Source organism: Nonomuraea sp. NPDC003709 (assembly GCF_040610775.1).
Taxonomy (GTDB): Bacteria; Actinomycetota; Actinomycetes; order Streptosporangiales; family Streptosporangiaceae; genus Nonomuraea; species Nonomuraea angiospora_A.
Genome location: NZ_JBEXMW010000050.1, coordinates 35677 through 53358 on the forward strand (window position 1 = coordinate 35677; position 17682 = coordinate 53358).

A 17682-nucleotide genomic window follows, 5' to 3' on the forward strand; every position below is an offset into this window, starting at 1 on the left:
GGACGCCGGTTCGAGCCCGGTCGGCGAAGCCCGCTTCAGCACCGTTCGAGCGTGAGGAGCGGCTCGGAGAATACGGGCGCCGGTGCGTCGGGATCTGCGGCGACGGCCTGCTCCAGGCGGCGGAAGCCGGACTCCAGCTCGTCGGGACTGAGCTGGGCGAAGAACGAGAGGGTGCGCAGGCGCAGCCGTTCGAGCATGTCAGCGCGGGTGCCGACGGACGGCTCGGTGACCGTGCCGAAGCCGGCTACGCGCCAGCCGGCCGACGTGAACATCGCGATGACCTCGTGCAGCGGCTGAAACAGCGAGGCGTCCGCCTCGAAGCCGCGGGGGAAGTGCTCCAGCCACCACGGCCTGGGATGGTGGTCGCTGAAATTCGCGCGCAGCAGTAGCCGCCCAGAGGGCTTGAGCACCCTGGCCAGTTCTCGGACCGCCTGCGGCTTGTCCTGGACGTGGTGCCAGGACAGGAACATGAGAGCGTAGTCGGCGCTGCCGGACGGCGCTGGTATGTCCTCGGCGGAGCCTGCCAGATACCGCGCCCCGGGATGCCGGGACTGCGCCTGCGCCACTTCGCGCATGCGGACCGACGGCTCGACGCCGGTCACCGGCCCGAATGTTCGTGCCAGCGCGGGGGTGTACCTGCCGGTCCCCGATCCGACGTCCAGCCCCGTCAGCGGACGCCGCTCGGGCAGCACCGCTTCGAAGGCGCTGATCCATGTCCGCAGCTGCTGCTCGGAGAGAGCGCGGCCACGTGCGTAGTCCTGGTACTGCTCCGTGTCGTAGTCGATCCGCCTCATCGCAGCTCCCGCGTCAGCCGGGCTACGGCTAACCGTCAGCCCGATATATCGACTTGATACATCGGCACGATACGTAGTGTCGCGTCATGCCGCAAGAGGGCATGGGGGTCGGACGTACCTGCACGGCGGTGGTGGGGAGATGGAGGGCGCACTAAGGTCACTTCGTGCTGCCTCTCTCGTCTGCGGATCCGGGCCAGATCAGCGCCTTCCGGCTGCGCGGCGTACTCGGCCGGGGTGGGCAGGGGTCGGTGTATTCAGGGGAGGACGCCGCCGGGGCGAAGGTGGCGGTGAAGGTGCTGCACGCGTACATGGGGGATGCGGAGACGCACCGGCGGTTCCTGCGGGAGGCGGAGGCGGCGCGGCGGGTGGCGCCGTTCTGCACGGCTCGGGTGCTGGAGGTCGGGGTCGCCGACGGCCGGCCGTACATCGTGAGCGAGTTCATCACCGGGCCCTCGCTGGAACGGCTGGTGAGAGGCGAGGGGGTACGGTTCGGCAGCGGGCTGGAACGGCTGGCGGTGACCACCTTGACCGCGCTGGCCGGTTCACGCTCGGCGCCTGGTGCGCGCTGCTGGGCTTCATGCTCGTGCTGCGGGCCGTACAGAGCAGAAACGCATCAGGCCACTACTGATCGTCCTGCCGGCGCACCATCTCGGCGATCCAGGTGGGCGCGAACGGAGACGTGCAGCCCGGGGAGGTCGGGTAGTCCTTGAGCACCTCCAGGCGCTCACCGATGTCGATCGCACGGGCGCGGTGCTCGGCGTGCTCGATCCCGATCTGGGCCAGGCAGTGGTTCATCGCCCACTGCAGGCGATCCGGGGCGTCCTTCATCTCCACCTCGATGACGTCGAGCAGCCCTGAGAGGTCAAGGACCTCGGGCTTCTTCGCCACGCGTTCGGTGGTCAGCGCCCAGCCGGCACTCGCGGCCGCTGGATCCGGATCGGCGGACCAGGCCAGGCGCAGCTCTTCGGCGTGCGGATTCTTCTTCACCACGTAGTTCACGAGCCAGTCGTGCACCTTGGGTGCGCGGGCCTCGCGCACCATGACGTCCAACTCGTCACGCTCGAACGCCTTCGGCCGGCAGATCAGGATCGCCAGCAGCCTCGCCGCGGTGTCATCCGTCTTCCAGAGCCGGCACGCGAGTTCCTGCTGCGTCTTCAGCCGCTTCGCGAGCGCGCGCAGCTTGCCGAGGTTCACACCGTGATCGTCACCGTGTCTCTCGTTCACCGCGCGTGCCTTCGGGTCCTCGAGTTCGGCCAGCTCGGCCATCACCTCGGCCACCGTCGTCTCGGCCACCTCAGCCTCCTGTCCGTTACGTGCGGGATTCAGCCTACGACGGGTCATCGGCGAGCGTTTTGTCCTGGCCGGTATCTCAAATTCCGCCAGGCTGCAACCCGTTGACCGTGGTGTGAACGCCATGTATACATACGCAATACCTGATGGATCCCCAACCCAACGACTCAGCGCCAGGCCCTGACGAGGCGGAGATGTCATGGCAGTGATCAGCAGGCGAGGATTTCTCGCCGGAAGCGTAGCCACGCTGGGGGCATCTGCCCTGACGGCCTGCGGCAGCCCAGAGACCTTGCCCCTATCGATGCAGGAAATCCGCTCAGGCGAGGGTGGCGGTGGACCGAACCGCGGCGGGGTGCTGTATTTCGGTCTCTCCACCGACCCGGCCAACCTCGACCCCCACCTCACCAGCGGCAGCGCCTCCGACTACCTGCGCCAGCTCGCCTACAACGGGCTGGTCCAGTACAACGGGGCCGGAGAGATCGTCGGTGATCTCGCGAGCGAGTTCGGCTGGGCCGACGAGCTGACGTACAAGGTCAGGCTGCGCCCCGGGGTCGGCTTCCACGACGGGTCCACGATGACCGCCGACGACGTGGTCTTCTCCTTCCGCCGCATGATGGACAAGGCGACCGCGGCGGCGTCGGCCCCGCTGCTCGACCAGGTGGCCTCCGTCGAGGCGCCCGACGCCACCACCGTGGTGTTCCGGTTCAAGCAGCCCGACGTGGCCTTCCCGTTCGCCCTGGCCGCGCCCACCACCAACATCGTCTCCAGGAAGTGGATCGAGTCGGGAGCGAACACCAAGACGCAGGTCATGGGCACCGGACCGTTCCGGTTCGTGGAGCGCATCCCGGGGGTGAGCACCACATACGTCCGGTTCGAGAACTACTTCGAGGACGGCCTGCCGTACCTCAACGGGATCGTCTTCCAGCCGATGGGCGACGACTATGCCCGCGTGACGGCGCTGCGCACGGCGACCGTGGACATGATCGACTACGTCCCCGCCACCCACGTCGGCGTCATCTCCGAGAACCCGCGGCTGCGGTTCGTCTCGGACAAGACCTTCGGGTTCGGCTTCGTGGGCTTCGTGACCAGCCGGCGTCCCTTCGACGACGTACGCGTCCGCAAGGCCATCGCGATGTCGATCAACAGGCAGTCCGTCCTGGACACCGCGCTGCTGGGGCACGGCAAGCCGATGGACGGCGCCCTGATGTCGGAGACCTTCGCCCCGTACGCGCCCCAGCTCGCCGGCTCCATGCCTTACGACCCGGAACAGGCCAGATTCCTGCTCAAGCAGGCCGGGCAGGAGGGCCTGACGCTGCCGGTCGTGACCACCAGCTCGTACTCGGTCATCGCCAGGCCGGCGCAGGCGATGCTGCCCGGCCTGCGCGCCGCGGGACTGAACGTGAACCTCACCCAGCAGGAGTGGCTGACCTTCCGCTCCAGCGTGTCGACCAAGGTCTTCCCCGTCCATTCCTGGGGGACGGCGCCGAAGTTCGGTGATCCCGCCTCGCTCGGCGACTTCATCGGCAGCACCGGCGCCTTCGCCAAATACCTCGACTTCGCCGACGACAAGATCGACGAGCTGCTGACCCAGGCACGCAGGAGCTCCGACCAGAGCCTGCGCAACGAGATCTACCTGGACGTCGAGAAACGGGCCCTGGAGCTGGTCCCGATGACGTACACGATCCGCCGCGAGCAGGGCGAGGCCCACTACAACCACGTCAAGGGCTACGAGCACCCCCCGAAGGGCGCCTGGACCGCCACGGCCCTGCGCCGGACCTGGATGGAGAAGACGGCGTGAGGCGTTTCCTGGCCAAGCGGTTCGCCCAGGCGATCCTGCAGTTGCTCCTCGTCGGAACCATCGTGTTCTTCCTCGTACGGCTCATCCCCGGCGATCCGGCCAGGGCGGTGCTCGGCGACGCGGCCACCGACGAGCAGGTCGCCGCCACCCGGGCCGCGATGCACCTCGAAGAGCCGTTCTTCAGCCAGTTCGTCGGGTTCTGGACCCGGTTGTTCCAGGGCGACCTCGGCACCTCGCTGATCAGCGGCCGCCCGGTGATGCAGGACCTGCCGTCCCGGATCGGCAACTCGCTGGAGCTCGTCCTCATCGCGCTGGCGATCTCGCTGGTGGTCGGCATCGCGCTGGGCCGGATCGCCGCCACGCGCGCCGACAAACCGGCCGACCACGCGCTGGTCGCCGGGTCGATCTTCGGGATCTCGCTGCCCGTGTTCGTGATCGGCACCTTGTTGCTGCTGGTGTTCGCGTTCTTCATCCCGATCCTGCCGCCGCGCCGGTTCGCCTCGCCGTTCGACGATCCGCTCGCCCACCTGCAGATCCTCATCCTGCCCGTGGCCACGTTGACGGCGGCCTCGTGCGCGGTGGTGACGAGGATGACCAGGGCGTCGATGCTGGAGACGCTCAACGCCGACTACGTCCGCACGGCACGGGCGAAGGGCCTGGTCGAGAAGCACGTCATCAACCGGCACGCGCTGCGTACGGCGCTGCTCGCCGTCGTCTCCGCGACGACGGTCGAGCTGACGACGCTGATCGGGAGCACGGTCCTGGTCGAGACCATCTTCGGGTGGCCGGGGATGAGCTCCCTGCTCATGAACGCCGTGGGACAGCGCGACTATCCCGTCATCCAGGCCGTCGTCCTCGCCGCGGCCACCATCGTCATCCTGGTCAACCTGGTCGGAGACCTGGTCGCCAGGGCACTCGACCCCCGGGCGGAGGATAACTGATCATGGCCACCGTGCTGTCAGGCGCGCCTGCGATCGAGAGCGCCGGCAGGAGGACCTTCCTCCGGCGCATGCTGTCCAACCGCAGGACGTCCGTCGCGGGCGCTTTCCTGCTGCTGATCGCGATCGTCACGCTGTTCGCCAGGCTGATCGCGCCGTACGACTACCGAGACATCGTCGGCAAGCCGTTGACCTCGGCCTCCGTGCTCGGCATCGACGACTTCGGGCGGGACGTCCTGTCGCGCCTGCTGGTCGGGCTCCAGGTGTCGCTCGGGGTGGCGCTGTCGGCGGTGCTGGTGGCGGCGGTCATCGGGGTCGCGCTCGGGCTCGTGGCCGGGTACGTCGGCCGCTGGGCTTCGACGATCATCATGCGCGGCATCGACGTCCTGCTGAGCTTCCCCCCGATCGTGCTGGCCATCGCGGTGGTGGCGATCATGGGCCCGGCCCTGGTGAACGTCGTCCTGGTGATCGGCGTCCTGTACATCCCGAGGTTCACCAGGATCGTCTACACCCAGGTTCTGGCCATCCGGAACCTGGAGTACGTCGAAGCCTCGAAGATCATGGGCGCGCGGCCCGCGGGAATCCTCGTCGGGACGATCCTGCCGAACGTGGCGGCGCCCATCATCGTCCAGCTGAGCCTGTCGGTGAGCTTCGCCATCCAGATGGAGGCCGGGCTGAGCTTCCTCGGCCTCGGCGCGCAGCCGCCACTGCCCTCGCTCGGGACGATGGTCGGCTCGGGCCGCGACTTCCTGGAGGTCCAGCCGACGCTGCTGCTCTATCCGTCCGTGCTCATCATCCTCGTCGTCCTCGCGCTCAACGTGTTCGGGGACGGCATCCGCGACCTGCTCGACCCGCGGCGCCGTGGCACCAACTGAAAGGAACGCATTCATGACCCTCCCTTCCACCCACAGGCTCGGCGAGCTGTCCTGGACCCAGGTCAAGGAGCTGGCGGAACGGGACCCGATCATCCTGCTGCCGATCGGCGCAGTCGAGCAGCACGGCCCGCACCTGCCGATCCACGAGGACTCCATCGTGGCGGAATGGGTGGCCGACAAGCTGGCGAAGGAGAACGGGTGCTATGTCGCGCCCGCCCTCCACTACGGGCACTCCGGGGTCTTCCGCGGCTTCAACGGCAACCTCTCACTGAGCCCGGCGACACTGCGCGCCGTCACGTACGAGATCATCGAGGCGCTCGTGCAGTCCGGCTTCCGTCGCGTGATCATCGTCAACAACAACGGCGGCAACGTCGGGCCCGTCATCGACGCCGGCCTCCAGGCACGTCATGACCTGGGCGTTCTCGTCGGCCACCTGTACCCGTGGCAGCTCGGCTACGCGCTCATGCGGGACGTCTACGACGATCCGGCCACGGCGTACGGCCACGGCGCGGAGCCCGAGCACTCCGCGATGCTCGCGATGTTCCCCGACCAGGTCCAGAGCGAGCTGGCCGTCTCGGGCGGCCTGGCGTCGGGCAGCGGCTGGACCCCGACGAGCTACACGGAGGCGGCGATCCCGGGGCACGACGTGCGCGGGACCGTCCTGTGGGACTTCTCCGAGGTGAGCGCGACCGGCTGCACCGGCGACGTGAGTCTCGGCAACGCGAAGACGGGCGAGATCTGGATCGAGCGGGTGATCGGTTTCTGCTCCGCCTACATACAGGAATACGACCGGAACACCTCGAGGGACGCATGACAACCGGCACGAGTTCCGCAGAGCCGATCCTCTCAGTCGAGGGGCTCTCGGTGGACTTCCAGATCGCGGGCACGTGGGTGCCCGCCGTCAAGAACGTCAGCTTCACGGTCGCCAAGGGCGAGGTGGTGGCGCTCGTCGGTGAGTCCGGCTCGGGCAAGTCGGTCAGCTCGATGTCGGTGCTCGGGCTGCTGGCCAAGAACGCGCGCCGTCGCGGCAGCATCCGGTACGGCGACACCGAGCTGCTCGACCTCGGCGAGGAGGCCCTGCGCGACATCCGGGGCAAGCGGATCGCGATGATCTTCCAGGAGCCGATGACCGCGCTGAACCCGGTCTACACCATCGGCGAGCAGATCATCGAGGCGATCCAGTGCCACGAGCGCGTACCGGCCGCCGAGGCCCGCTCACGTACGTTGGAGCTGCTGAGGAAGGTCGGTATCCCGGAGCCGGAGTCGCGGATCGACAGCTACCCGCACCAGCTCTCCGGCGGCCAGCGGCAGCGCGCGATGATCGCGATGGCGATCGCCTGGTCACCCGAGGTCATCATCGCCGATGAGCCGACCACGGCCCTCGACGTCACGGTGCAGGCGGAGATCCTGGAGCTGCTGCGCCGCCTGCAGAAGGACCTCGGCTCGGCGGTCGTGGTCATCACCCATGACATGGGCGTGGTCGCCGACCTGGCCGACCGGGTGGTGGTGATGAAGCAGGGCGAGGTCGTGGAGGAGGCCCCGGTCGCCCGGTTGTTCGCCGAACCCCGGCACGAGTACACCACCAAGCTGCTGTCCGCGGTGCCCCGGCGCGGCCAGGCCGAGCCGGCGCCGTCCGGCGGCGACACGCCGGGGGGCGCCACGCTGCGGGTCGCCGGCCTCCAGGTCGAGTACCCGGGGCGGCTGGGCCGCAAAGGGTTCAAAGCGGTGCACGACATCAGCTTCGAGATCGGGAAGGGGAAGGTCCTCGGCCTGGTGGGCGAGTCGGGCTCGGGCAAGTCCACGATCGGCCGGGCCATCGTCGGGCTGGTCCGCGCCACGTCCGGCACGATCGAGATCTGCGGACGTGACGTGACCGGGCTCGGCGCCAGGGAACTGCGCGGGTTCCGCAGGAAGTACTCGATGGTCTTCCAGGACCCGGGGTCCTCGCTCGACCCGCGCCGGTCGATCGGCGACTCCATCGCGGCCCCGATGATCATCAACCGGTACGCGGGCCGCACGGCCGTCCACAAGCGGGTGCTGGAGCTGCTCGACCAGGTGGAGCTGCCCAGGAACTGGGCCGGCAGGTTCCCGCACGAGCTGTCGGGCGGCCAGCGGCAGCGCGTCGGGATCGCCCGCGCGCTGGCGCTGGAGCCCGAGCTGCTCATCGCCGACGAGCCCACCTCGGCGCTGGACGTCTCTGTGCAGGCCACGGTGCTGCGGTTGTTCCAGGAGCTGCAGGACAGGCTCGGTTTCTCCTGCCTGTTCATCAGCCACGACCTGGGCGTGGTCGAGCTGCTCTCGCACGACGTCGCCGTGCTGCAGCAGGGGCGGCTGGTCGAACACGGCCCGGCCCGCGAGGTGCTGAACGATCCCCAGACGGATTACACCCGGAGGCTGGTCGCGGCGGCGCCGGTGCCCGACCCCGCCGAGCAGGCCGAGCGCCGCGAGCTGTGGCGGGCGATCGCCAGGTGATCACCTCAGGTGGGAGACCACCCGCTCGTCGGGCCGCAGGTGGTTGCGCAGGGTGCGTTCGGCGGTGTCGAAGTCGTGCATAGTCAGGGCTGCGAGCAGGGTGCGGTGCTCGGGGTTGATGACCGCCAGCCGGTCGGGGCGCGCGGCCACGGCGCTGACCCCGATCCGCTGGTGCCGTGGCTGGAGGCTGCTGAACAGGTCGGTCAGTACGGTGTTGCCCGTCGCCCTGACGAACGCGAAGTGGAAGAAGAAGTCCATCTTGGCGTGCTCGGCGATCGCGTCGCGGTCGCCCGCCCTGCACCGCGCCACCATGTCCGGATCCTCCATCAGGTCCAGGTGCGCCGACAGCTCCTGCGGGATGTCGGTCTTCTTGTCGCACAGGATCCGGAAGCCGTGGATCTCGAGCACAAGCCGCATCTCGTACGTCTCGAACAACTCGGCAGCCGTCACGCTGCGCACCTGCGCGCCGCGCCTGGGCAGGAGGTCGATGTACTTCTCGGCCGCCAGGCGGTGGAACGCCTCACGGACGGGAGTGCGCGACACGCCGGCCTCGTCGCAGACCAGCTTCTCCTCCAGGAAGGATCCCTCGGGAAACCGGCCGCCGAGAATCGCCTCGCGCGTCCATCGGTAGGCGCGCTCGCCCGCGGTAGCCGCCGGTGCGATGTCCGGTTCCCAGTTCATGCCACCCCCACGTTCGTGTGTATACACAGCGTATATTAACCGTGAGAAGGAGTATCCGTTGCAGCGGAGATACGCCGCCTGGCTGTCCGGTCCGAGTTTCGCCGCCGCCGAGATCGTGGCCGACCTGGGCTACGGCGCGGTGGTGCTCGATATCGAACACGGTTCTTTCGACCTGGCCGACCTCGAACGCTTCATCCCGTTCCTTCGTGGTCTCGGCCTGGAGGTGCTGGCCAAGGTGCTCGGGCCCGAGCGGGGGCCGATCCAGCAGGCCCTCGACTTCGGCGCCACCGCCGTCGTCGTGCCCCACATCGAGGGCGCCGCGCACGCGGCCGCCGTCTGCGCCTTCGGGAAGTTCCCCCCTCGGGGCGACAGAAGCTTCGCGGGCGGACGGACGGCGCGGTACGGCGGGTTCGACGACGAGTGGATCGTACGCCAAGATCGCGAGACCCGCGTCTACCCGATGATCGAGGACGCGGGCGCCATCGAGCAGATCGACGACATCCTCGCGCTCGACACGGTCGACGGCGTCTTCATCGGCCCCAGCGACCTGTCCATCCGCCGCGGCCGGGGCGCCTACTCCCGCTCGGAGGGGGACTTCGCCGACCTCAAGATCGTGGCGGACGCGGCCCGCGCCGCGGGCAAACCCTGGGTGCTGCCCGCGTGGTCGCCGGAGGAGAAGGCGTTCGCCCTGGAGAACGGCGCCGACCAGCTCGTCCTGACCATGGAGCACGGCGCCATCATGGCCGGTTTCAAGGCCGCGCTCGACCAGACCCACGAACTCACCCACTAGGAGACCCTGCATGCTCGTCACCGTCGGACAGTTCAGCGCCACCACCGACAAGTCCGCCAACCTCGGCGCCGCCACGGGGCTGATCGAGCAGGCGGCGGCCCAAGGGGCGCGGCTCGTCGTCCTGCCGGAGAACGCCATGTACTCCAACCCGGACGTGACGGCCGACATCGTCCCCGACTCGGAGCCCCTCGACGGGCCCTTCGCGACCGCCATCGGCGCGCTGGCGAAGAAGCACGGCATCGCCGTCGTCGCCGGCATGACCGAGGCGCCCGCCGGGGACCGCGGCAAGCCCAGCAACACCGTGCTCGCCGTGGACGCGGGCGGCGACCCGCTCGGCGTCTACCGCAAGGTGCACCTCTACGACGCCTTCGGCTACCGCGAGTCCGACCGGGTGCAGGCGCACGCGCCGGAACCGCTCGTCTTCACCCTGGACGACCTCACTTTCGGCGTCCTGACCTGCTACGACCTCCGTTTCCCGGAGATGGCCCGGTTCCTGGTCGACGCCGGAGCCGAGGCCTTCGTCGTACCCGCCGCGTGGGTCGCCGGGCCCGCCAAGGAGGACCACTGGATCACGTTGGTCCGCGCCCGCGCGATCGAGAACACCGCGTACGTCCTGGCCAGCGGCCAGACCGGCCCCGTCTGCACCGGGCAGAGCGCGGTCGTGGACCCGATGGGCACGGTGGTGGCGTCGGCGGGCGAGGCCCCCGGGGTCGCGTCGGCCGTCATCGGCGCGGAGCGGCTGCGCGCCGTACGCGCCAAGAACCCGAGCCTGGTCAACCGTCGCTTCAAGGTGCTCCCCGCCTGAGCCGGTCTCAGGAGATCGGACCAGGGAAGAGATGTCACTCGGTTTCGGCGCCACAGCCGTGCGCCGAACCGCTGTGTCAGGAGTCGCGTCGCAGCGACGACAGCCCCCACAGCTCGGCGATCCGTCCGTCGCACACGCGGAAGATCTCCAGCATGGTCGGTGGTTGCCGCCCGGGAATGCCGTGCACACTCGTACGGACGGCGGCCGTGTCCCCTTCGACGACCATGTCCTCGACGACGACCTGGGCATCCGGGAAGGTCTCGTGGAACCGTTGCCACGACCGGGTGACGCTCTCGGGGCCGGTCGTGTCCAGAGGGTGGCTGTAGAAGTCCGCGGTGAAGATCTCCGCCGTGGCGGCGTGGTCGTGGGCGTTGAACGCCGCATACATGCGCCGGGCAGCGGCCCGTACGTCTTCGGTCATCGACTCTCCTGCTCGATCATGTTCGCGCGGATGCGGCGTAGAACGCCCAGCACGATCTCCTGCTGTTGCGGGGTGACGCCGTCGAGAAGCCGTTCCTGGTACGCCTGGTGCGATCGCTCCAGATCGGCCGCGACGCGCTCGCCGGCGGAGGTCAGCGCGGACAGGGTGTAGCGGTTGTCCGCCGGGTCCAGGCGGCGACCGACCAGCCCTTCGGCCTCGAACTCCTTGACCAGCCGGGTGACGCTCGCACCGTCGATGCCCAGGGTCCGGCGCAGGTCGCTGTGGCTGGTCTCGCCGTCACGCCACAGCCGGACGAGCAGCTGTACGCGGTGGGGGCTCATGCCCACGTGCCGGGCGAATGCCTGCCGCAGCTCGGCGCAGGCCCCTCCGAGCTCACGGAAGAACGTGTCCTCCGACGTCTCTTCATGCACCATCTCTTTATAGCCTCAACTCTTGATGTTATCAAGAGACAGTTGGGACTTCGGACGGCGCTGCGTAACCGGTTGTTCTACGGATGGTGAGGGGGCGGCTTTACTCATGATTCGGACGACCGGTATGGTGCTTTTGTCAAGATCTATTTACCTTCATGAGGTTGAAGCATGACTCGCAAGAAGCTCGTATCCGTTCTCCTCGGCTCCGCCGCCACGGCCGCTCTGCTGCTGTCCTCGGCACCGGCAAGCGCGGCCTCCACCGCGACCAAGGCTGGTACGGCGTCGGCCCGAGCCGGGATCGAGCGCGACAGCGTCAGTTGCTCCAAGCCCAGGGGCAAGTGGGCCAACTACTCCTGGGGCGAGGGGAACACGACCGCGACCATCTACTTCAACAACCACTGCAGCCACAAGGTCAGTGTCAAGATCATGTTCGTCAGGAAGGGCTCGGTCGGCGACAAGGCCGCCAAGTACCGCTGCATGACCGTCAACGCCCACACCAAGGGCAAGAAGAAGTTCTACGCCGCCGCCTACAAGCCGTACTCCGTGAGCCGGGTCGCGCGCTGCAGCTGAGCCGAGGCAGCGCCGCTTCTCGGGAAGCGGCGCTGCACGCGCTGCGGTTCTGGCAGTCGAGGTGGCCGCCGCCGGCCGGCTGTCGGATCTACTGTCTGCGCATCAGCAGACGGCCTTGGCGGAACTGCCGCTCGTCTTCTTGGGGCTCGCGCAGCATTCGTCCCACCTCGACGAACCCTGCCTCGCGCGCCAGTTCGGCGAGGCCGTCGATCGGCCAGCGATAGGCAAGCGTCACCTTGTGATCGAATTCCATCACCGGCCCGCCCTCGGAGTCGAAGAAGCCGATCAGGAGGTAGCCTCCCGGGGCCAGCACTCTGCGGAACTCGGCGAAGTACGGCGACAGTTCCTGCGGTGGAGTGTGGATGATGGAATACCAGGACAGGATGCCGCCCAGCTCCCCGTCAGCCAGGTCGAGGGCGTCCATCGAACCGACCTCGAAACGCAGGTCAGGGTGGGCCTCACGGGCAAGGTTGATCATCACTGGGGACAGGTCGATGCCGAAGGCGTCCAGCCCCAAGTCCCGGAGGTGCGCTGTCATGTGCCCGGGGCCGCATCCGACCTCGGCGACCGAGGTCCCGGCACCGCCGGTTCGCACGAGCTCCGCGAACGGGGCGAGCGCCGCGCGGTCCAGGGGCTGGCGGTCGAGCGCATCATGGAAAAGCTCGGCGTACAGGACGGCGACGGCGTCGTAGGCCTCCGCCGTCGTGGTCAGATAGGAGGGGGTTTCGGTCACGGTGGACGACTCTAGACCCTGACCGGCGCCGTCGTACGAACCCGATCCTCGGCACCCCGACCGGCCCGGATCAGCGGGGTGCGGCTTGCGGGGTGTCCCAGTCGAGAGGGACGCCGAAGGTCTCGTGCAGGCCGGTGCGGCCCGCGTCGGTGAGCTGGACGACCCGGCGGGCCCGGCCGCGGCGCAGCCAGTCCAGCGCGAACAACCGGGTCGCGATGGCCGCGCCGAGCGCGCCCGCAAGATGGTGGCGGCCCTCGCCCCAGTCGACGCAGTAGCGGATCGCCGGTCGCCGCCGGGAGAACTCCTCGACGTCGATCCCGAACTCCCCCAGCCTGCCGAGGCCCGTCGGGGTGATCCGGTAGCCGTTCGCGGCGGTGGCGAGCACGCCGCCGTCCACCAGCGCGGCCAGCAGCACCACCCCGAGCCGCCCGGCGAGGTGGTCGTAGCAGAGCCGGGCGCGCAGCAGCGCCTGGTTGCGGACGTCCTCCCGCAGCGACGTGACCGGCAGCGGCCGGGCGATCCTGGCCAGCTCCTCCAGCGCCCGCGCCACGTCGGTGCTGGCCAGGCGGTAATAGCGGTGCCGGCCGTCGTGCTCGACGGTGAGCAGCTTGGCCTCGCGCAGCTTGGTCAGGTGGCCGCTGATCGTGGACATGCTCACCCCGGCCTCGGCGGCCAGCGCGCTGGCGGGCAGCCCGCCGCCGTCGGCGAGGGCGCGCAGCACCTTGGTCCGGGTCGGATCGCCGATGGCCGCCGCGACGTGCGCGATGTCGGCCTCCGTGGCGGTCTTCCACATGGGGCCAGTCTAGGACGACGACAGTTCGGCGTTCGCCGTAGTAGTTCCGTTCCAGACTGAAGGCATGACGCGTACAACGAGAGAGCCGACCGCGTCCCTCTCGCGGACCGCGGGCTGGTCACCGCTGATCGCGCTCTGTCTCGGATATTTCCTGGTCATCCTGGACGTCACCGTGGTCACCGTGGCGATCCCGGTGATCGGCGCCAGGTTGCCCGCCGGGCTGACCGAGCTGCAGTGGGTCGTCGACGGCTACACGCTGGCGTTCGCCGGGCTGCTGCTGTTCTGTGGCGGGCTCAACGACCGGCTCGGCGGGAAGCCGGTTTTCCTGGCCGGGCTGGCGGTGTTCACCGTGGCCTCGGCCTGGTGCGGGCTGGCGACGTCGGCCGGTGCGCTGATCGGGGCCCGGCTGGTGCAGGGCGCCGGTGCCGCGGCCATGGTGCCGGCCTCGCTGGCGCTGCTGCGTGACGCGTACCCGGAGCGGGAGGCGCGGGCGCGGGCGTTCGGCGTGTGGGGCATGGTCGCGGGGATCGCCGCCTGCACGGGGCCGGTGCTCGGCGGCGTGCTGGTGTCCGCGATCGGCTGGCGGGCGGTGTTCTTCGTGAACATCCCGTTCGGCCTGCTCGGCGTCCTGCTCACCGTCCGGCACGTCCCCGGCCGGGCAGGGCGGGGTACGGGGCGCAGGGGGCTGGACGTGCCTGCGCAGGTGGCCGGGGCGTTGTGCCTGGCCGGGCTGACCGCGGCGTTGATCGAGGCCGGGGCGAGCGGCTGGACCTCGCCGGTGGTGCTGGGCGGGCTGGCTCTGTTCGTGCTCGCGCTGCCGGCGTTCCTGCTGCTCGAACGCCGGGCGAGCGCGCCGATGCTACCGCTGGAGCTGTTCGCGAGCCGCCGCTTCTCCGCCTCGGCCGCCATCGGCGTGCTGCTCAACCTCGGCTTCTACGGCCTGCTGTTCGTCGTGCCGCTGTACTTCCAGCAGGTACGCCACCTCGACGCGATGGCGACCGGGCTGGCGATGCTGCCGATGGCCCTGATGCCGCCGATCGCCTCGCCGCTGAGCGGCTGGGTCGCCGCGCGCACCGGGCCGCGCCCGCCGATGGCGTACGGGCTGATCATCGGCGGGATCGGCCTGCTGAGCTGGCTGCCGGCCGACGCCGGCACGAGCTACTGGGCGCTGGTCGTACCGCTGATGCTCACCGGCTTCGGGACCGGTTTCACGATGCCCGCCGCCACCGCGGCAATCATGGAGGCGGCGCCGCCCGAGCTCGGCGGGGCGGCCTCCGCGGTGTTCAACGCCGCCCGTCAGACCGGCAGCGCGATCGGGGTGGCGCTGGTCGGCACGCTGGTCGCGGGCGGCGGTCTCGTGGCGGGCCTGCACGCCGACGTCGCCGTCGGCGGCCTCGGTTTCCTGATCGCCGCCGCGCTGGCCGTCTTCGCCCTCCGCCCCGCACATTGATCCGGGCGGTCAGTGGCGGAGCAGCGTCAGGCTCGACTCGGTGTCGGTGACGGCGAGCCGGGCCTGGCCGCCGATCGGGAAGGTGGCCAGGGGGTTGGTGTGGCCGACGTCGATGTTGGCCAGGACGGGGACGCGGCTCAACACCGGTGGGGTGGCGATGATCTGTTCCAGCAGCGGCCGGGACATGCGGCTGGCGTTCTGGAACCGTCCGACGGCCAGTCCTCGGATCTTCGGGGCGTCGGGAAGCTGCAGCAGTGAGGTCAGGTCACGGGCGAACTTCGCCGGGTGCGACTCGAAGTCGTCCTCGACGATCAGGATCGCGCCGTCGAGGGATGGCATGTACGGGGTGCCCGCCAGCAGGTTCAGTGTGCACAGATTGCCGCCGACGATGCGTCCCTCGGCGGTGCCGGGCCGCAGCGGCCACCATCCCTCGTTGGGGATCGGTGCGCGCTTGTCCTGGTCGAGGAACCAGAGATCGTCGCTCCACCGCGCCGCCGGGGTCAGCGAGACCGGAGCGGTGTCGAACATGACCGAGGTGAACCAGCGCAGGGTCTCCTCGAAGTGATCCCGCATCCCGAACGTCGACCAGTGCGGACCGGAGTAGGTGACCAGCCCGGTGCGAGCGAGGATGGCGTTCTGCAGGGCGGTGATGTCGGAGTAGCCGCACAAGATCTTCGGGTTGGCGCGGATCAGCTCCCAGTCCAGGTACGGCAGGAGTTCGTTGCAGTTGAAGCCGCCGATGACCGTCAGGATCGCCGCCACCGACGGGTCCGCGAAGGCCTCGTGCAGATCGGCGATCCGCGAGGCGACGCTGGACGAGTCGAACGCGTCCCGCTCATCGACATGGGTGCCGTAGGAGAGCGTCAGGCCGAACTCGGCGAACCGGGACCTGATGAGGTCGGTGTGGTCGTGCTCCATGACCATCGCGCGGGACATGGCCGGTGCCACCACTCGTACGACGTCGCCTGCGTTCAGCTTGGGAGGAGAGATCACATCCATACGACCGAAGCCTAACGCCGAGTTCGGCGTCGGGAACAATGGAATAAACCGCTCCATTGTTCCTCGACGCCGATATCGTCCACCGTCACCGAGCAGGCGCGAACGATTCTCACCTGGCGCCGGCCGCGGTGTCAGCGGAAGGACCCCTCACTCCGCCGAGGTGTCTTCCGACCACTCCGGGGTCTCGGTGGCGGAGTTGTCGGTCCAGGTGCCATCGTTCTTGTGGTTGTCCTGGTGCTCGTGGTGGCGGTGCTCACGCCGGCGCTCGTGCCTGTTGAGGTTGCGGTTGCGGTTCTCCACGTCGACGAAGACGCGCTCGCGCCCCTGCCGGATGGGCCGAGGAATGAAGACGGGCTTCTCGTGGCTGACGACCCTCGGCGCGGCCTGCTGCACCACGCGGGTCACCTTACGCGGTGCCGGCGGGCCGCCGGCCGCGCTCGCGGAGGCCACCCCCTGGCCCAGTGGAAGGAGCATGACACCGGCGACCGCGCCGGTGATAGCTAGTGCTGCGAGCCGCCCTTGCGTCCGCCGACTGTTGGTGTTCACGTGTCTCGTTTCCGTTCATGGATAGATCGGTCCGGAACCTGGCATCCGCCGTTTCAGCGGACACTCAGATGGAACCGGACATACCCATACAGATATTCTCAGTTACCTCGTTAATCGCAAATAGCACGTCAAAGCCCAAGCGTCATATGTAATCACGATTTTTGTGTTTGAGCGCATCCGTCACAGCAGCCCCGAGCGATCTACCGATCGTTGCCGAAGAAACGGATGAAAGTTTCTCCTCCGACCGGTTCCCCGAGTTACCGAGCCCCAGGTCAGCGGGGATCCGGAATTGAGGGGAGCCGGGCTCGTTGACTAATCGCTCCCCGCCGAGGACCGTCGGCTCGACCACCTCTCGGAGAATGGGAAAACACCAGTGCGACATGTCAGCTCTTTCCGCCGACGGTGGAAACTGTCGGCCGCGGCCGTCGCGGCGCTGTTGACGGCCGGTGTTGGTTTGGCCGGAACGCACGTCGCGTCGGCCGTCGCAGCCGGTTGCCAGGTCACCTACACGGTGACCAACCAGTGGCCCGGCGGCTTCGGCGCAAATGTTAGCGTTAACAATCTGGGTGACCCGATCAACGGCTGGAAGCTCACCTGGGCGTTCCCCGCCGGACAGACCATCACCCAGCTGTGGAACGGCACCTACACCCAGTCCGGCTCCCAGGTCACGGTGTCCAACGTCAGCTACAACGCCGGCATCCCCAGCGGCGGCAGCACCGGCTTCGGGTTCAACGGGGCGTACAGCGGCTCCAACCCGGTGCCGACGAGCTTCGCCCTCAACGGCGTCACCTGCACCGGCGGCGTCTCCACCCCCACTCCCACTCCCACCCCCACCGTCACGCCGCCGCCGTCGTCGAACCAGCCGTGCGACATCTACGCCGCGGGCGGCACGCCGTGCGTGGCGGCGCACAGCACGACCCGCGCCCTGTACGCCTCCTACAACGGCTCGCTCTACCAGGTACGGCGCTCCTCGGACAACGCCACCCAGAACATCGGCGTGCTGAGCGCGGGCGGGTCCGCCAACGCCGCCACGCAGGATTCGTTCTGCGCCGGCACGACCTGCCTCATCACCGTCATTTACGACCAGTCCGGCCGCGGCAACCACCTCACCCAGGCGCCTCCCGGCGGGTTCCCGGGCCCGGCTCCGGGCGGGTACGACAACCTCGCGAACGCGACCGCGGCGCCGACCACGGTCAACGGCCACAAGGCGTACGGCGTGTTCGTGGCCCCCGGCACCGGCTACCGCAACAACAACACCAACGGCGTGGCCAGGGGAGACCAGCCGGAAGGCATGTA

Annotated in this window: 20 protein-coding genes; 11 read left to right on the plus strand and 9 right to left on the minus strand. The window is 69.0% G+C overall.

All coding sequences use genetic code 11. From position 1 onward, the window contains the following. Positions 1 to 35: 35 nt before the first annotated feature. Entirely contained in the window at positions 36 to 794 is a 759-nt protein-coding gene (locus ABZX61_RS63215; protein WP_355212292.1) for a class I SAM-dependent methyltransferase, read from the minus strand. Between the two features lie 248 nt (positions 795 to 1042). Here ABZX61_RS63215 and ABZX61_RS63220 point away from each other — a divergent pair, with 248 nt between their 5' ends. Further along, positions 1043 to 1504, plus strand: coding sequence for a hypothetical protein (locus ABZX61_RS63220; RefSeq protein WP_355212332.1), 462 nt, complete (start codon positions 1043 to 1045; stop codon positions 1502 to 1504). On the opposite strand, the gene ABZX61_RS63225 is transcribed toward ABZX61_RS63220, so the two are convergent. Then, positions 1416 to 2060 (minus strand): DNA alkylation repair protein, encoded by a 645-nt coding sequence (locus ABZX61_RS63225; protein ID WP_355212335.1) that lies wholly within the window; start codon positions 2058 to 2060, stop codon positions 1416 to 1418. The two genes, ABZX61_RS63220 and ABZX61_RS63225, sit on opposite strands and share 89 nt — an antisense overlap. Before the next feature lie 376 nt (positions 2061 to 2436). On the opposite strand from ABZX61_RS63225, the gene ABZX61_RS63230 reads away from it, so the two are divergent. From ABZX61_RS63230 to ABZX61_RS63250, 5 genes are read left to right on the plus strand one after another with little or no spacing between them, the layout of a single operon-like run. Next, positions 2437 to 3882: an ABC transporter substrate-binding protein gene (locus ABZX61_RS63230; RefSeq protein WP_355212295.1), complete on the plus strand. Its 1446-nt coding sequence runs from the start codon at positions 2437 to 2439 to the stop codon at positions 3880 to 3882. Next, positions 3879 to 4823 carry an ABC transporter permease gene (locus tag ABZX61_RS63235; protein ID WP_350742198.1) on the plus strand — a complete coding sequence of 315 codons (945 nt, stop codon included), beginning with the start codon at positions 3879 to 3881 and terminating at the stop codon, positions 4821 to 4823. The genes ABZX61_RS63230 and ABZX61_RS63235 overlap by 4 nt, the downstream gene beginning before the upstream one ends. Before the next feature lie 2 nt (positions 4824 to 4825). Next, positions 4826 to 5695 carry an ABC transporter permease gene (locus tag ABZX61_RS63240; protein ID WP_350742199.1) on the plus strand — a complete coding sequence of 290 codons (870 nt, stop codon included), beginning with the start codon at positions 4826 to 4828 and terminating at the stop codon, positions 5693 to 5695. A gap of 13 nt (positions 5696 to 5708) precedes the next feature. After that, a complete protein-coding gene (locus ABZX61_RS63245; protein ID WP_350742201.1) occupies positions 5709 to 6509 on the plus strand; it encodes a creatininase family protein in 801 nt (266 codons plus the stop codon). Positions 6510 to 6559: 50 nt separating this feature from the next. After that, entirely contained in the window at positions 6560 to 8167 is a 1608-nt protein-coding gene (locus tag ABZX61_RS63250) for an ABC transporter ATP-binding protein (RefSeq protein WP_355212300.1), read from the plus strand. Here ABZX61_RS63250 and ABZX61_RS63255 read toward each other — a convergent pair whose 3' ends face one another. After that, complete coding sequence (locus ABZX61_RS63255) at positions 8168 to 8848, minus strand: GntR family transcriptional regulator (RefSeq protein ID WP_185069639.1); 681 nt, start codon at positions 8846 to 8848, stop codon at positions 8168 to 8170. It abuts the gene before it with no gap. Positions 8849 to 8906: 58 nt separating this feature from the next. On the opposite strand from ABZX61_RS63255, the gene ABZX61_RS63260 reads away from it, so the two are divergent. Together ABZX61_RS63260 and ABZX61_RS63265 are read left to right on the plus strand one after the other, a co-directional pair. Continuing rightward, a complete protein-coding gene (locus ABZX61_RS63260) occupies positions 8907 to 9638 on the plus strand; it encodes an aldolase/citrate lyase family protein (protein WP_350742205.1) in 732 nt (243 codons plus the stop codon). A 10-nt stretch (positions 9639 to 9648) separates the two neighbouring features. After that, positions 9649 to 10443, plus strand: a complete 795-nt coding sequence (locus ABZX61_RS63265) for a carbon-nitrogen hydrolase family protein (RefSeq protein WP_355212304.1) — start codon at positions 9649 to 9651, stop codon at positions 10441 to 10443. Positions 10444 to 10519: 76 nt separating this feature from the next. Here the strand turns inward: ABZX61_RS63265 and ABZX61_RS63270 are convergent, their stop codons facing one another. Together ABZX61_RS63270 and ABZX61_RS63275 are read right to left on the minus strand one after the other, a co-directional pair. Continuing rightward, entirely contained in the window at positions 10520 to 10864 is a 345-nt protein-coding gene (locus ABZX61_RS63270; RefSeq protein WP_355212307.1) for a nuclear transport factor 2 family protein, read from the minus strand. Further along, the gene (locus ABZX61_RS63275; protein ID WP_355212310.1) at positions 10861 to 11298 is read right to left on the minus strand and encodes a MarR family winged helix-turn-helix transcriptional regulator; all 438 of its coding nucleotides are present in this window, start codon (positions 11296 to 11298) and stop codon (positions 10861 to 10863) included. The genes ABZX61_RS63270 and ABZX61_RS63275 overlap by 4 nt, the downstream gene beginning before the upstream one ends. Positions 11299 to 11463: 165 nt before the next feature. Here ABZX61_RS63275 and ABZX61_RS63280 point away from each other — a divergent pair, with 165 nt between their 5' ends. Next, positions 11464 to 11865, plus strand: a complete 402-nt coding sequence (locus tag ABZX61_RS63280; RefSeq protein ID WP_355212313.1) for a hypothetical protein — start codon at positions 11464 to 11466, stop codon at positions 11863 to 11865. A gap of 88 nt (positions 11866 to 11953) precedes the next feature. Here the strand turns inward: ABZX61_RS63280 and ABZX61_RS63285 are convergent, their stop codons facing one another. Beyond that, entirely contained in the window at positions 11954 to 12598 is a 645-nt protein-coding gene (locus tag ABZX61_RS63285) for a class I SAM-dependent methyltransferase (RefSeq protein ID WP_355212316.1), read from the minus strand. Between the two features lie 70 nt (positions 12599 to 12668). Next, a complete protein-coding gene (locus ABZX61_RS63290) occupies positions 12669 to 13391 on the minus strand; it encodes a helix-turn-helix transcriptional regulator (RefSeq protein WP_355212319.1) in 723 nt (240 codons plus the stop codon). Between the two features lie 64 nt (positions 13392 to 13455). Between ABZX61_RS63290 and ABZX61_RS63295 the strand changes: the two genes are divergently transcribed. After that, positions 13456 to 14841 carry a DHA2 family efflux MFS transporter permease subunit gene (locus ABZX61_RS63295; protein WP_355212321.1) on the plus strand — a complete coding sequence of 462 codons (1386 nt, stop codon included), beginning with the start codon at positions 13456 to 13458 and terminating at the stop codon, positions 14839 to 14841. Positions 14842 to 14850: 9 nt separating this feature from the next. Here the strand turns inward: ABZX61_RS63295 and ABZX61_RS63300 are convergent, their stop codons facing one another. Continuing rightward, positions 14851 to 15840, minus strand: a complete 990-nt coding sequence (locus ABZX61_RS63300) for a S66 peptidase family protein (protein WP_355212324.1) — start codon at positions 15838 to 15840, stop codon at positions 14851 to 14853. A 147-nt stretch (positions 15841 to 15987) separates the two neighbouring features. Further along, complete coding sequence (locus tag ABZX61_RS63305) at positions 15988 to 16314, minus strand: hypothetical protein (protein ID WP_350742223.1); 327 nt, start codon at positions 16312 to 16314, stop codon at positions 15988 to 15990. A gap of 526 nt (positions 16315 to 16840) precedes the next feature. Between ABZX61_RS63305 and ABZX61_RS63310 the strand changes: the two genes are divergently transcribed. After that, the coding region (locus tag ABZX61_RS63310; protein ID WP_355212327.1) for an arabinofuranosidase catalytic domain-containing protein at positions 16841 to 17682 on the plus strand (842 nt) is incomplete at its 3' end.